Below are 16,487 nucleotides of genomic sequence, written 5' to 3'. Positions count from 1 at the left end.
TTCCTGAGAAATCAAGCTGATCTAGCACATTTTGTTGAAGCAACAGCACTTCAGCGTTAGAATTCTTGAGAATGTAATGGATTCTCTCTTCAGGATATTCTGGATCGATCGGGATATAAGCGCCACCAGCTTTAAGTATCGCTAAGATTCCCACCACCATTTCCACTGAACGGTGTGCGATGATGCCTACAGGCTGCTCGGGTTGAACCCCTTTTGCTCGTAGGGTATGAGCTAATTGATTCGCTCGTTGGTTCAGTTTGCTATATGTTAACTCCTGATTTTCATAGACAACGGCAATGGCATCAGGTGTTTTGTTCACCTGCTCTTCAAATAATTGCTGAATGGTCATATCATCACGGTATTCCAGCTCAGTGTTATTGAAGAGTTTCATCTGTCTTTCTTTTTCAGAAGCAGTACTAAGCTCCAGTTCTTTTATTAAAGCACTTGGATTATTCGCTATTTGTTCTAAAAGGTGAACAAAATGCCCCTGAAGATTCGCTATATGTGTATCCCCATAGACAAGCGCATTGTATTCAAACTGTATTTCAACAGCTTCTCCAGGTATAACAACAAGGTTCAAATCGTAGTTACTCTGTTCAACAATATTTATATTTGTAATTTCAAAATCTCCAACTACAAGAGAATTTAATTGCCCCATTTCTTCTTCTATTGGGTAATTTTCAAAAATCATAATATGGTTGATCAAACCTTGCTTTTGTTCGGTTTGTGCTTGAATCTCAAACAATGGATAAAAATCATACTCTTGTGAAGCTGCATACTGTATTTGCACTCTGTTCATAAGGTCAACAATTGTTTCGTTTCCTTTAGCACCAATCCGTACTGGTACTGTGTTAATGAACAATCCTATCATTTTTTCAATTCCTGGTACTTCTGCTGGTCTTCCAGAAACGACACTACCAAAAACGACATCATCAGTATTGTTGTATTTTTGTAATAAGATTCCCCATGCAACCTGAATCAAAGTATTCATGGTCACCTTGTTCTGTTGTGCGATCTGGTTGATTCGACCAGTTAACGCTTTATCTAAGCCTGTATTCATTTTTGCAGATTGATACTCGCCCTTGGTTACTTGATTTTTTTGTTGAGGCAACATAGTTTGTTGCTCGTAATTTTCTAGATAAGCCTTCCAGTAGCTAGCTGCTCCTTGGTTATCTTGTTTTTCTAACCACTCAATATAGGCACTGTAGGAAGGAATTGTATCTAAGTTCGGCACCTGTTGATTCTGGAAAGCAAAATAGATTTCAAATAATTCTTTAATGAGTATAGGCATACACCAGCCATCAATCAAAATGTGATGAGAGCTTAGAATAAAGTTGTACTCATTTTCTTTCACGCGCAAAATAGATAATCGCACTAGGGCATCTTGCTCTAGGTTAAATCCTTTTTTCTTGTCTTCTTCTATAAAACGTTTGGTGTATGTAGTAGCTTCACCATCACTATATTCAGACAAATCCTTGTAATAAAAATCGGCATCCTTAGATTTATAAACGATTTGTAATGGTTCTTCTCTCCAACCACTGTAAAACCCGGTTCGTAAAACAGCATGACGCTGCATCAAAGCACTAAGGCTTTGTTTGAGTTGCTCAACAACAAGATGTCCTCGCATTACAAACATCAATTGGTCAAAATAGGCGCCTGAATGAGGGTCCATTTCGCTGTGGAATAATATCCCCTTTTGCATCGGGGTAAGCCTATAAATATTCTCAATCTCACCAACGGGTTGGGTTTGTTCAGCGATCTGTTCTACTTCTTCGATGGTGAGCCCTTTTAATAAAACATCGCTTGGTGTTAATTCTGTCTTTTCTTTAGTTATACAATGATTGATAATCTCTTGAAGGCTTTCCTTCAGACACTGTGCCAGCTTCTCGATCGTTTCTCGCTGATATTCTAATGGACTGTAGCTAATGTCTAGTTTCAGTTCTCCTTCGGATACCATTCCATTAAGATCTAAGGCATAAGTACGAACATGTTTGTCACTGTTGGAAGCTCCTATAGAATAAGGAGACATACCCTCCTCTTGTATATCCTGATCAAATTGACCAAGATAATTGAAGCTAATCTCTGGCTCCAAGCCCCATTCCATTCCTTCGTCATGGTGGGACAAGTAACGCCAAATGCCATAGCCAATTCCTTTGTTTGGAATCTGACGCAGTGCTTCCTTCACACTCTTAATCTGGTAGCCAAGATCCTTTCCTTCTTCGGTCTCCAATAATACGGGATATTCACTGGTAAACCATCCAACCGTACGCGTGATATCTAGCTCGGGCAGGATTTCTTCACGCCCATGCCCTTCGAGATTGATCTTCACTTGGGATAAACCGCTCCAGCTGTGAAGCGCCAAGCCTAAAGCAGTAAGCAGGATATCGTTCACTTCCGTGTTATAAGCACGTGGAACCTGCTTGAGTAACTGTTCTGTTTCCTCACGATTCCACAGTACAGTGATAGATTCACTGGCACCAGCCAAGACCCGCTGCTGCAGATGGTCCTTAGGTAAAGGCTGAGTTTCAATCTGTGTAATCTTCTGCCAATAGGCTACTTCCTGCGCTAACGCTTGCCCCTCTGCATAGGAAGAAAGCTGCTCAGCCCATGTCAGGAAGGAATCGGTTTTCTTCGGCAGTCGAATGTCTTCTCCCTTCATGCTTGTTCATAGCCAGTAGAAAGGTCTTCGATCAGAATTCTCCACGATACAGCATCAACCACCAAATGGTGAATCGCGATCAGCAAATGGTCGCCATCCTGACACTGGAACAAGCCCAGCTTGAGCAAAGGTCCTTCGCTTAGATTAATGCTGCTTTGAATCTGAGTCGCCTTGGCTTCAATCGCTTCCGCACACTCTGTTTCTTCTCTGAAATCTAGTACCTCCAGCTCGTAGAGATTTTCTCCCTGAATTCCTCGATTCCAAGCCTCATAGCCGCGTTCGGTCTGAGGAAAGACCATACGTAAGGCATCATGGTGTTCTGCGATCTTTTCGAGCACCTGCTGTAAGGTCGCGATCTCAAAGCCTTCTCTTCGATACAGCATCATGGCTTGGTTGTAGTGATGGTTCTCCTCCCATTCTTGCTCAAAAAACCAATGCTGAATTGGCGTTAACTTGGCAACTCCCGTCACTTCTCCTTGATCAATCGTTCTGCCGATGGCTTGTACATAAGGACTCAGTGAGGCGATGGTCGGGTATTTGAATAGATCCTTCATTTCTAGCTTGTAGCCCACCTGATACAAGCGAGAGGAAATTTGGATCGATTTAATTGAGTCTCCACCTAGTTCAAAGAAGTGATCCATTCTACCAACTTTTCCCACTCCCAATACTCCCTGCCAAATCGAAGCGAGAATCTGCTCCACTTCCGTACGAGGAGCTACATATTCGATCTCAACAGTCATTTTGCCATCTGGTTTAGGTAAAGATTTTCGATCAATTTTCCCGTTTGGTGTTAATGGTAACTTCTCTAATTGAATAAAATAGGATGGGACCATATAACTAGGTAATTCCTGAGATAAAGATAATTTTATTTCATTGATGTCCAATACATGATCTGCTACATAATAAGCGCACAGTTGTTTTTGCCCAGTTTCATCTTCCCTAGCAACGACAACTCCTTCTTTGATGAGTTCTAATTTTGCTAATTGGGATTCGATCTCTCCAAGTTCAATTCGGTATCCACGCACTTTTACTTGATCGTCAATTCGTCCTAGAAACTCTAAGTTTCCATCTGGTAGCCAACGTGCTGAATCCCCTGTTCGATACATACGTTCACTAGAGATAAATGGATTTTCAACAAATTTTTCAGCGCTAAGTTCAGGTCGATTCAAATATCCTCTTCCTACACCCTTACCACCGATAAATAACTCTCCAGCTACCCCTATTGGTTGAACAAAACGATCTTCGTCTAGGATATACATCCTCACGTTTGGCAGCGGCTTTCCTATAGGAAGAATACGTGTAGAAAGAATTGTGTCCGATTCAAAATAACAAGAATCAATGCAGGCCTCTGTCACTCCATAACTGTTTAAAATCCTCATTTGCGAGCCAAATCGCTGAATTAAGGAGTTAAAGGCTTCAGTAGAACATTGATCTGAGCCTAAAATTAATGTTTTTAACGAACAGATGTCTATTTGATTTTCATAAATATAATCCATCAGTGGAATAACAAAGGCTGGTGTGGATTCAAATATTTCAATTTGATGCTGTTGTATCATTTCAGTCATTCGAACGAAATCTAATCTAGTTTGACTTGGACAAATCACTAATTTTCCACCATGCAGAAGTGCACGAACATAGTCCCCTGTAAAGACGTCAAAGGAAAAACTAGCCCATTGTAGCCAACAAATACCTGGTTCGTGAAGATGATAATCTTCTTTCCAGGCACTAGCCATGGAAACTACTTGAGCATGTTCAATCAAAACTCCTTTTGGTCTACCTGTCGTCCCTGAAGTATAAATCACATAGGCTAAATGTTGTACAGTAGTAATCGGTTCAAGATTAGAACCATCATCTGCATAAGAATCTTCATCGTCAAGTAATACGTGAAACCCATTAAACTCCACTCGTTCTATCAATTCTTGCTGTAGCAATAAGATTTTTGCTCCCGAATCCTTCAACAAATAACGAATTCTTTCCTCAGGATATTCTGGATCAATCGGTACATAAGCTGCGCCTGCTTTTAGAATCCCTAAAATTCCAACGATCATTCTAACGAACGATGCGTCATAATTCCTACTAGTTGGTCTGGCTCAATTCCTTTAGTACGTATGGTTCGAGCTAATTGATTAGCCCGCTGATTTAATTCGCTATATGTTAACTCTTGATTTTGATATACAACAGCTATTGCATCAGGCGTTCTTTCAACTTGTTCTTCAAACATCTGCTGAATGGTCTTTTCTAGTGGAAGCTCCATTTTTCTTCCGTTGAACTGGTTTAAGATTTGATCCTTTTCTCTATCATCCAAGATAGATAATTCACGTACATTTTGCTGAGGATTGTTCATGATCTGATCAACGATGATTTGAAGCTGATCCATCATTCGGGACATTTCTTCCTCTTCAAATAACTCCACGCGATAAACAAGAGAAAGCACAATTTCTTGATCATCTATCAAATCTTCTATTCGAAAAACAATATCATCTACTTCATGTCCACAAAAATAGCTTCGATGCTGAACAAGAAGATCGTCATAGTTTGTCCATCTAATGGGTTGGTAATCGATAGAAATACTGAAAAGCTGCTGGGTATCACTCTTAGGGTCAATTTCTCTTAGGTCATCTATTAACTTGTTATAGGGATATTTCTGATGTCGTAATATGTTTTTTTGTTCTTTTGATACATTATGTATAAATGTAAGTAAATCCTGATCAGGATCTATTAATAAACGGGTTGCTACTGTGCTAACAAACATTCCTAGACATTCTTTCTCTTGCCTTGATGTCCTATTGGCAAACACAGTTCCTACTGGAATATCCAGAGTCCGAGTTACTTTATGTATGTATACGTATAATGAGGTTAAGAAGAGCGTATAAAGACTAATTTTATGTTGTTGACAAAATGTATTTAACTGATGATAGCGCTCTGAACCTATTGTCATGTTCATCCTTTTGGCATCAGCACTCACAGTGTAAGGAGGATACGGTTTAATATTAATCACTTCAGGAATGGTCGAAAACTTCTCAACCCAATAGTTCTTATCCTTTTGATAACGCTCCGAGCTTTCATATTCCTGTTCTGCATAAATATAATCTTTATATGAGCTTTTTTCTTGGAGAGGAGATTCTTCACCATTAATCAATTCGATATAGTGTTGCGTAATGAAATTACAAACATGGTGAGCAGCTACCCCATCACAAATCATATGATTAAACTTCAGATTTACCCAATGCTCGGTTTCATTGATATTAAAGATGTTAAACTGATACAACTGTGGATCAAGATGGCTTATAGGTTCTTCAGCAAATTGTTTTAAGGCAGCTTCAGCCTCAGAAATCGATTGATATTTTATATACTCAAACTCTCGTTTTATTCTCTCTTTATTTTCATCGAACCACTGTCTGGGTTCCCCGTCTCTAGTGATAAACTTTAGGCGAAATATATCATTTTCTTCAATCACACGATGAATCGCTTTTTGCAAAGCATTAGGGTCAACACTTCCTTGAAGTATTAAGGATCCTGCAATTGTGGACACCGTAGTATTGGGATATAGTAGTTCCATATACAATATTCGCCTTTGTGCTTGCGTTAAAGGAAATAGTTTCATCTCTTCTTTACTCACTTTATATCCTCCCACCTAAATAAGTATTTTGCACTACTAAGGAATCAATCATATCAGTTTCTTAGACATATTTCTACAATTCTCCCAGTAAATAATTGTATCTATCAAAAGTATTATATCAATTCTTGAGGTGTTTTTGTATACAGTTTTACAATAATTTAACATTGTTTACAACAGGTTAACGAGTTTATACAGTTATTCTTTTTGCATATTATGACATTAATTCACAATTAGTTATGACTTATTTACCTTAAAATAAACAGTTCTATTTTACCATTGCCCTATATATACAATGGTTTCAAGAAGCAATCAAGAAAAAAATGTTATAATATCATAGTTTTCCATTTATAACGTTATTTTGATAGGTATTTTTTCACTTTCATCTTTTCAAATCATAAGAATTAGTAGGAATAAAAGACTAAATTTCTTTAAAAATACAAAATGAGTCTATCCTCCCACCTATAAAAAGACCTAAAAACAAATGAGTTTTTAGGTCTTTTGATTGAGTCTACTATAAAGGTATATAAAGCTGATTTTATATCTTTCATTCTATGCTGAATCCATATGAACTTGCCCTTCATACAATTTTGCATAGTTGCCTTTTAATTCTAACAATTCTCGATGAGTTCCTTGCTCTACGATTTCCCCTTGATCCATTACATAGATTTGATCTGCCTTTTCTATTGTTGATAAGCGATGGGCTATGATCACAGTTGTACGTCCCTGCATTAAACGTTCAAGGGCTTGCTGTACCCAATATTCGGATTCATTGTCTAAGGCGGAGGTTGCCTCATCTAATAGAAGGATGGGTGCATTCCTTAGTAACGCTCTAGCAATGGCAATTCGCTGCCGCTGTCCGCCTGACAACGTGACACCTCGTTCTCCAAGGAGGGTCTGATAACCATCTGTTAGCTGTGTGATAAAGTCATGAGCAAATGCGTCTTGAGCAGCCTTTATAACGGCTTCTTTGGTTGCTTCAGGATTCCCATGTTGAATATTTTGTTCAATCGTTCCAGTAAACAGATAGGCGTCTTGCGGGACATAGGCAATCATCTTGCGAAGCTCTTGCAAAGGTAACTGTGCAAATGATTTCCCTTGTACAAAGATTTCGCCTTTCTCTATAGGATAAAAACCGAGAAGCAATTTCATCAATGTACTTTTACCGCTTCCGCTTGCTCCTACAATTGCTATGACCTGCTCAGGTGGTATTTTCATAGTTAAATTGATGAGCACAGGATCATCTCTATGGTAGGAAAAAGTAAGCTGTCGAAGCTCCAGGGCAGCTTCAGAAGGAGTTATTTGCTCTGACCTGCCCAACCTTTCCGGTTCTTCCTGCTCATTCAGCAATTCCTTAATTCGATGGGCTCCTGCTAGTGAAGTTTGAATCCATGAAAATGTACTTCCTATCTCCAAGAAGACCTGAGTGACCATCATTTGCAGGACCATTAAATTCAACACGGTCCCAAGCTCTATTTCCCTCGAAGAGAATAGGATCATTCCATAGATTATGATCCCTGCAAAAACAGAATAACTCATTAAAAAATTGATTGATTCAACCTTTCCCTTTTTTTGACCTAGCTGCATATAACGGGAAGCAGTGTCTTGATTAAGGGCTTGATATTGTTGATCAATTTGTTTGATATGAAACATTTTAATCAACTGAAGCCCTGCATATAAATCAGAAAATTTACCTGTCATTTTACCTAAACCCATCTGAATACGATTATTGATATTTCGAATCTGTTGGGTAAACCTAAGATTTATGTAAAGTGCAACAAATATTGTTGCTAGTACTATGCAGGTAAATTTCCAATGAGTAAAAAACATAATCAACAAGGCACCTGATCCGGTGCAAAGTTTGACCAATAGTGATTGATAATGATCTTTGAAGGTTTCTTCTAAAGCAGTAACATCATTATTCATTCTAGATAGCAAATCACCACTATGATGTTGTTCAATGTAGGAAAGAGGTAGTTTTGTTATTTTTGCAAACAGTTTTTCTCGAACCTCTTGCATAGTAAATAATACACTTCGCACATAAAAAAGCTGTGCCACTGGAAGGAATAAACTGATGAGCAAAATAGCAGCTACCATTAGTATGATTCCTTTGATCATCAATGAACTCTCCCCCGAATCGGCGAAGTTTCCTAAATATTTCATGACCATAGCAAAAGTGAGTGGAAAAAGAGCAAGAAGAATACTAGAGAAGAGAATACCCAAGAAATAGGGTTTCTTATTCTTTGAGTTTATAAAATTCAGCAATTGGTATAGTTCTATCATATAGGTTTTGAATTCACTGAATCTCATTGTCTCACCAGCCCCTTATCCAAATAAGCATCTTCAAATTGCTTGTAGTATAGTCTTGCGTAGAGTCCTTTTTGCTCTAATAATGATGTGTGATTTCCTGCTTCGACCACCTTCCCGTCATCCAGCACCCAAATCTGATCTGCATTCTGGATCGTTGTTAAGCGATGGGCAATAACAAGGGTGGTTCTTTCTTTCATAAGAGTAGTGAGGGCTTCTTGAACAACGAGCTCTGATTCCGTATCCAATGCTGACGTGGGTTCGTCCAGCAGTAGAATGGGTGCATCTTTCAATAAGGCACGTGCGATGGCAATACGCTGGCGTTGTCCACCAGATAAACCAGCGCCTCTCTCTCCTACTTCGGTTTGATATCCCTCTGGAAGATCAAGGATAAAAGAATGGGCATTGGCGATCTTTGCCACCTCGATTACTTCCTCCTTTGTTGCCCCTTCACGTCCATAAGCAATATTATCGTAGATGGAACCGGCAAATAGATAGGAATCTTGTGTCACGAGAGATAGGCTAGACCTTAATTGATCCAAGTTCCAATCTCTTATGGATTGACCAAATATAGTAATATCTCCTTCCCCTGTTTTCATAGGGTAGAAACCACAAAGAAGTTTAAATATCGTGCTTTTCCCTCCACCACTCGCCCCGACTAAAGCGATCGTTTCTCCTTCATGCACACTCCCATGAAGATCCTTAATGACAGGTGCTGTTCCTTCCTGGTAAGAAAAACGAACATGGTTAAATTGAATGGGGTCTACCTTAGAATTTACCTTCATTTGTACATCACGCTGTTGTTCGACAGGCTGATTCAACACTTCAGCTATTCTTTTAGAGGCTCCCTTGACAGCAAAAAGCTGAGTGATCATGTCGGGAATCTCCGAAATTGGTTCTATAACAAGAAAGATTAAATAAACAAAGACAACTAATCCAGCTGCATCCAAGCTTCCAGTAGAGATTAAGTAGCTACCGAATACGATACTAAATATGATGGGGCTATACATAATCGAAAACATAATAGGTAAAATCAGAAGTTCTCTTTTTTCCATCTGTAGTTTTTTTTGAATCTCCATATGAAGAAAGGAACGGTAGGAGCCTAGGAAGTTATCCTGTAGCTGATAGGCCTTAACTAACGCGATTCCTCCTAATGTGTCTTGTAGGACGGCATTTGTTTTCCCCATATGAAGCTGTGCCTCATCAGCAAGCTTTTCCAATGGTTTAGCTACCCAGTGAGATACAACCATTCCAAAAGGAATTAATAGAATACTAAACACAAGCAATTTCCAGTTGATGGTTAGTAAATAGATAAAGGCTCCGAAAAAAACCACCGGTTGATAGAACCACTTCATAAACTGTTTTTTGATAAACTCATCTATAATATGTAAATCATTTGTTATTCTAGAAACAATGTCACCAGAATGTTGTTTCTCAATTGAAGAGATAGGCAGCTTGCCAATATGCTGAACGATACGGTTTCTAATATCTTTTGTAGCAAGGGCACTGGTTCTAGCTGGTGTATATTCCATAAGATATTTCCCCGCAAAACCGATAAGAATGGAAAGAAGCAGCCATCCAGATGTTTTTAGAACATGTTCGTAGTCCCCTGCTACTGCATAGTCAGTTAATTGTTCAATAAATAATCCTATTCCAATTTCTAAACAAGCAATGGTTAAAGTAGATAGAATGCCAATGATGATCCACCCTCTGTAGGGCTTTAGATAGGCTATCATCCAGAAATCTGATTTCCAACGTTGTAACTTTGTCTTTTGGTTCTTTGTCACTGCTCTTCTTTCCTCCTTTAGAGGGTGACAGTTATAGCTTTTGTGCTATAACTGTCACATATCACCGTGCTACATAAATGATTACGTCTATTTTTAAAGAAGATATTTTACACACTTACTTCTAGTGCTTGATCCTGAAAACTTTTTTGTATCGCTTGTTGTAATATTACGCATCCTTCTTCAAGCTCAGCCATAGTGATAGTAAGCGGAGGCATAATTTTGATCACATCATCATTACGTCCCACTCTTTCTATAATCAGTCCGTTTTGATAGCAAAGTGACGTAATATCCCCTGCAAGCTTTCTATTTTCGGTCTTAGAAACATCAATTCCCCAGAGGAATCCCATTCCACGAATCTCTATCTTTTCACTTATAGGTGCAACTTGCTTATCAAGAAACTCTTCAATAAATTTCGCTTTTTGTTGTACCTCTTCTTCTAATTGCACCTCTTCTCGATAGTGCAGAGCAGCCACAGCTCCAACGAATGCTAACTGATTGCCACGGAAGGTACCGGTGTGCTCTGCTGGACGCCAAATATCTATTTCAGGCTTCATTAAGACAATGGACATAGGTAACCCATAACCACTAATCGATTTAGACAATACCACTAAATCAGGAGTGATTCCTGCTCTTTCGAAAGAGAGAAAAGGACCTGTTCTGCCGCAACCAGTTTGAATTTCATCACATAGTAACAAAATATCATGTCGGTCACATAAATCTCTCAGACGCTGCATCCATTCAATCGGAGCAATATTCACTCCACCTTCTGCTTGGACAGTTTCAAAGATGATAGCGGCAGGTTTTTCAACACCTGAATGACCATCTGTTAGTACTTTTTCCATATATTCAATAGTATCGATAGAATCCATAAATCCCGCAGGAAACGGCATAAAGACAACATCATGGAGTCCTGTTCCTGCTGCCTCACGGAAATAGCGATTACTCGAAGCTGCCAAGCTTCCTAATGACATTCCATGAAACCCTCCAGTGAAAGCAAAAATAGTATTTCTTCCTTTCACTCTTCTAGCTAGCTTTAATGCGGCTTCTACCGCATTAGCGCCGGTCGGTCCGCAAAATTGGACTTTATAATCCAATTGACGAGGTTTTAAAATCAATTCGGAAAAGGTGGATAAAAACTCTTCCTTCGCTGAGGTATACATATCCAAGCCATGAGATAGACCATCTGCCTCAATATACTCTACTATTTTTTTCTTAATGTAATCATTGTTGTGTCCATAATTCAGTGCTCCTGCACCGGCGAAGAAATCGATAAACGATTTCCCCGTATCGGCAAAGAGAGTAGAGTTTTTCCCACGTGCAAAAGTATCTGTAAAGGATCTGCAATAAGAACGAACATTAGATTCCATTGTTTCGAAAATTTTCATTTTTCTTCACCATTCCTTTGATTAGTTATAAAAAACAATCCTTACTTAGCGCGATAATACCCTTTCATCAATCAGCGAGCTTTGTTTTTCAATGATCTTTTTAACGATACGTTGAATAATCCTAGCATTTTCTTCTATATAAGGAGATTCAAAAACTTCATCATGCTCTCCCCTGATTTCATATTCAGTGGCTTGCTGAACGGTAGAGCTTCTCCATAATAGAACATCGCTTTCCTCAGGATTTTCTATCTGTACTCCATCTGCTACTAGGGCATGAATATTAGCTTGAATAACGCCCGTGTTGATGAGTTGATTGTTATACATCATGTACGCATGAATTTTTTTTCTGACGGACTCAATCATGTTTTCTGCCACATCTTCTAGCAAATACTGGACTTGTTCTTCCATTTGAACAGGAGAGATTTCTGTTAAATGATTTCTTTTTTCTGCATCAATAATGAAAATATCAGAAACGACAAGCCCTCTTGACTCCATCACTTTCGCCACTTCAAATGCTAAATTCCCTCCTAAGGAATACCCCATCAATACATAAGGAGATTGCTCTTGGATACCGACAATAGTGTCGACATACTGTGTAAGCATTTTTTCATGATCTTCGGCGTCATCAATAAAATCTAGACCGTATAATACACAATGCTTATCTAGATGCTGGGCGATTTCATAAAACGCCACACCATAGCCTAATCCCGGTGGAAAACAAAACACATTTAGTGGACCTTCATGATTTAGTTTAGTAACCGCCTGATGCTCGCCTGTTTCAAACTTCATTTTTACTACGATTTGCGCCATTTCTTCTAAGGTTGAAAGTTCAAATAACTTATTCAGTGGAACCTCGATATTCATATGTGAACGTATTAAATGAACCAATTGCATCATCTTCAGCGAATGCCCACCAAGGTCAAAGAAATCATCTTTTACTCCAATGCTCTGAATTCCCAATACTTCCTTCCATATTTCTGTTAGGATCTTCTCTTCTTCCGTTCGTGGTGCTACATATTCCTGACGAGTGATCATGCTTTCCTCTGGCTCTGGTAATGCTTTACGATCTATTTTGCCATTCGGTGTTAACGGCATTTGTTCCAATTGAACAAAATAACTTGGAATCATGTAATTTGGTAGTTCTTTTGCTAGCATTTGGCGAAGGAAACTTCCCTCCCATTCTTCAGTGGCAACATAGTAAGCACATAAATTCGTGCTTCCCTTTTCATTTTGTTTAGCGATCACGATCGATTCTTTCATTCCGTTGATTTGGGATATTCGATGATTGATTTCTCCTAGTTCAATCCTAAATCCGCGTATTTTTACCTGATGATCCATTCGATCAATATACTCAATACTGCCATCCGGTAACCATTTTGCTAGATCACCCGTTTTATAGAGGATCTCACCTTCTTTGAAAGGATGAGCTATAAATTTTTCTGCTGTTAGCTCTGATTGGTGTAAGTATCCTCTCGCCAGACCATCTCCAGCAATACATATTTCCCCTGGGACTCCGATTGGCTGTAATTGATGATGACGATCAAGGATATAAACTTCAGTCTGACTGATTGGATACCCTATTGGAATTGTTTCTACGTGTTCATGAAGCTCATGGATAGGGTAAGCTGTGGCAAATACGGTGCTTTCTGTTGGACCGTATACATGAATCAGCTTTCCTTTTCCAACCGTTTCTAACGCACGTCGCACATGGGAAACAGAAACCTTCTCTCCACCAAACAAAATGTTTTTAACACCTTTAAGGCAGGATGGATCCTGATCTACAAGAGCATTAAAGAGAGCTGTAGTGATGAAAAACAAGCTAATATTCTCTTCTTCAATGATCTGAGCAAGGCTCTCCATATGTAGAAGCGCTTCTTTCTTGATGAGAACAAGGCGGGCTCCATTCAATAGACTGCCATATAAATCAAAAGTCGAACCATCAAAAGCGAAGCTGGATAACTGTAGGACTCTATCCGCTTGTTCAATATCGATATAATTGGTCTGCTTAACAACACGTATTACATTGCGATGAGTAATTAAGGTTCCTTTAGGCTGACCAGTTGAACCAGATGTGTAAATGATATAGGCTAAATCGTTCCAAGCTGTGCTGGAGTATACATTTTCCTTGTTGGGACTATAGCTTTCTTCTGCCGATAAGTGAAGGATCGTACCTTGAAACGGAAACGGTACGCTTTCTGTTCCTTGAATTAAAAGCCAACGAGCTCCACTATCTTGTAAGATATATTCCATACGTTCTACTGGATAGCTAGGATCAATCGGAACGTAAGCACCCCCAGCCTTCAAAATCGCTAGGATTCCTACTACTGTTTCTATTGATCTTTCCACTAAGATACCAACCAAGCTTTCGGTTTGAACTCCCTCAGCCTGTAGACGGTGTGCTAATTGATTCGCCCTTGCATTTAATTCTGTATAGCTCAACTGCTCATTGCCAAAGGATACTGCTACAGCTTCTGGTGTACGTTTTACCTGTTCCTCAAATAACTGATGAAGTGTTTGCTCTCTAGGATAGTCTGTAGCTGTATTATTAAAGACTTCTATAAGCTGGTTCTCTTCCGCATCCGTTACAGGAGCCAATGCTTTTATGGAAATCTGTGGGTCATTAGCGATCTGCTCTAAGAGATGTATGAAATGATTTTGTATCTGATTAAGGATCTGTGCATCATAAACCAATGAGTTGTACTCGATTCGAATTCTAATCTCATTGCCAGGAATGACAGTGACGTTAAAATCATAATTGGTTTGCTCCACTGCACTTGCATCTGTAATATCTAGCTCCTCTTCATCAGTTGCACTCCATTGATCTGCTTGATGCTCCATTTCTTCTTCTACTGGGAAGTTTTCAAAGACCAGAATATGATTGATTAGGTTTTGCTTTTGCTCTGTTTGTGCTTGAATTTCATACAGCGGGTAATAATCGTATTCCTGAGAAGCAATTGCCTGTGCTTGAACTCTTCTCATTAGATCGTCAAAAGCTTCCTCTGCACTGCCATGAATACGAACTGGAATCGTATTAATAAACAAGCCAATCATCTTTTCAATTCCTGGTATTTCTGCTGGTCTTCCAGATACCACACTTCCAAAGACTACATCGTCAGCATTGTTATATTTCTGCAAAAGAACTCCCCATGCAGCTTGAATCAAGGTATTCATTGTCACTTGATATTGCTTAGTCACTTGGTCGATTCGTTCTGTAAGGCTTTTCCCTAAGTCAAAGCTTACCTTCTCTGATACATAGCCCTCCGTTGTTTTCTGCTGTTTTCTTTGTGGCAATAAGGTTTGTTGTTCATAATTTGCTAGATACTCCTTCCAGTAGTTCGCTGCGATTTGGTTATCCTGTTTCTCTAACCATTCAATGTAAGCACTGTAGGAAGGAATCATTTCTAGATTCGGCTCTTGTTGATTTTGGTAGGCAAAATACATTTCAAATAATTCTTTTGTGAGAATCGGCATGCACCAGCCATCCATGAGAATATGATGTGAACTCCAAATAAACGTATATTCACGTTCTTTTACCCTTAAAATAGATAAACGCATAAGAGCATCCTGCTCTAAAGCAAATCCTTTTTTCTTGTCTTCTTCTATAAAGTGTTGAGTATATTTAGCAGATTCATCTTCTGACATTTGACATAAATCTTCAAAGTAGAAATCAGAATTCTTTTTCCGATAGACGATTTGAAATGGTTCCTCTCTCCAGCTACTATAAAAATTTGTTCGTAATACAGCATGACGTTGCATTAATGTATGGAAACTTTTTCTAAATAAATCAACGCTAAGATGTCCTCTCATCGTAAACACCAACTGATCGAAATAGGCACCAGATTGCGGGTCCATTTGGCTGTGGAACAGCATTCCCTTCTGCATCGGAGTAAGTCTGTAGATATTCTCAATCTCACCAATGGCTTTGGTTTGTTCGACAATCTGCTCTACTTCTTCGATGGTGAGCCCTTTCAATAAAACATCGCTTGGTGTTAACTCTGTCTTTTCTTTGGTTATACAATGAGTGATGATGGCTTGAAGGCTTTCCTTCAGACATTGAGCCAGCTTCTCAATCGTTCCTCTGTGGTATTCTAAAGGACTGTAGCTAATATCTAGCATCAGCTCTCCCTCGGAGACCATGCCATTCAGATCTAAGGCATAACTACGCAAGTGCTTGTCACTGCTGGTCGCTCCCGTAGAATAAGGAGAACCCTCCTCTGCCTGAATATCCTGATCAAATTGACCCAAATAATTGAAACTGATCTCTGGCTCTACTCCCCATTCCATCCCTTCGGCATGGCGCGACAAGTAACGCCAAATGCCATAGCCAATTCCTTTGTTTGGAATCTGACGAAGTGCTTCCTTCACGCTCTTAATCTGGTAGCCCAGATGCTTTCCTTCTTCGATTTCCAACAAGACGGGATATTGACTGGTAAACCATCCAACCGTACGCGTGATATCTAGCTCAGGCAGGATTTCTTCTCGTCCATGTCCTTCAAGATTGATCTTCACTTGGGATAAGCCACTCCAGCTGTGAAGCGCCATGCCTAAAGCGGTAAGCAGGATATCGTTCACTTCCGTGTTATACGCACGAGGAACCTGCTTGAGTAACTGTTCTGTTTCCTCGCGATTCCACTGTACAGTGATGGATTCACTGGCGCCAGCCAAGACCTGCTGGTGCAGATGGTCTTTCGGTAACGGCTGGGTTTCGATCTGTGTGATCTTCTGCCAATAGG

At 39.4% G+C, this 16,487-nt stretch carries 6 protein-coding genes and 1 pseudogene; all 7 read right to left on the bottom strand.

Annotated elements, in window-relative coordinates; genetic code table 11:
* Positions 1-2,659 (bottom strand): condensation domain-containing protein (locus tag JCM10596_RS30985; protein ID WP_025028880.1); only part of this gene is annotated, 2,659 nt, incomplete at its 3' end.
* A complete protein-coding gene (locus tag JCM10596_RS31545; protein ID WP_369345683.1) occupies positions 2,656-3,399 on the bottom strand; it encodes a condensation domain-containing protein in 744 nt (247 codons plus the stop codon). The genes JCM10596_RS30985 and JCM10596_RS31545, both read right to left, overlap by 4 nt.
* Positions 3,400-3,495: 96 nt before the next feature.
* Positions 3,496-6,218: pseudogene (locus JCM10596_RS30625) on the bottom strand (amino acid adenylation domain-containing protein); the annotation flags it as partial.
* A 609-nt stretch (positions 6,219-6,827) separates the two neighbouring features.
* On the bottom strand, positions 6,828-8,558 hold the full coding sequence (locus JCM10596_RS21540) for an ABC transporter ATP-binding protein (protein WP_234410605.1): 1,731 nt from the start codon (positions 8,556-8,558) through the stop codon (positions 6,828-6,830).
* Between the two features lie 23 nt (positions 8,559-8,581).
* Positions 8,582-10,369, bottom strand: coding sequence for an ABC transporter ATP-binding protein (locus tag JCM10596_RS21535; protein WP_025028878.1), 1,788 nt, complete (start codon positions 10,367-10,369; stop codon positions 8,582-8,584).
* 107 nt (positions 10,370-10,476) lie between these two features.
* The gene (ectB, locus tag JCM10596_RS21530) at positions 10,477-11,754 is read right to left on the bottom strand and encodes a diaminobutyrate--2-oxoglutarate transaminase (RefSeq protein ID WP_025028877.1); all 1,278 of its coding nucleotides are present in this window, start codon (positions 11,752-11,754) and stop codon (positions 10,477-10,479) included.
* A 45-nt stretch (positions 11,755-11,799) separates the two neighbouring features.
* Positions 11,800-16,487: non-ribosomal peptide synthetase (locus tag JCM10596_RS21525; RefSeq protein ID WP_025028876.1), on the bottom strand; the 4,688-nt coding region annotated here is incomplete at its 5' end.

It is taken from the genome of Caldalkalibacillus mannanilyticus JCM 10596 (genome assembly GCF_000615945.1).
GTDB classification, from domain to species: Bacteria; Bacillota; Bacilli; order Caldalkalibacillales; family JCM-10596; genus Bacillus_AT; species Bacillus_AT mannanilyticus.
This window is presented reverse-complemented; position numbering and strand designations above follow the sequence as displayed.

Bases quoted from the DNA above. Each gene is read 5' to 3' on its own strand.
- JCM10596_RS31545 (WP_369345683.1), bottom strand. From the start codon at position 3,399: ATGACTGTTGAGATCGAATATGTAGCTCCTCGTACGGAAGTGGAGCAG.
- JCM10596_RS21540 (WP_234410605.1), bottom strand. From the start codon at position 8,558: ATGATAGAACTATACCAATTGCTGAATTTTATAAACTCAAAGAATAAG.
- ectB (WP_025028877.1), bottom strand. From the start codon at position 11,754: ATGAAAATTTTCGAAACAATGGAATCTAATGTTCGTTCTTATTGCAGA.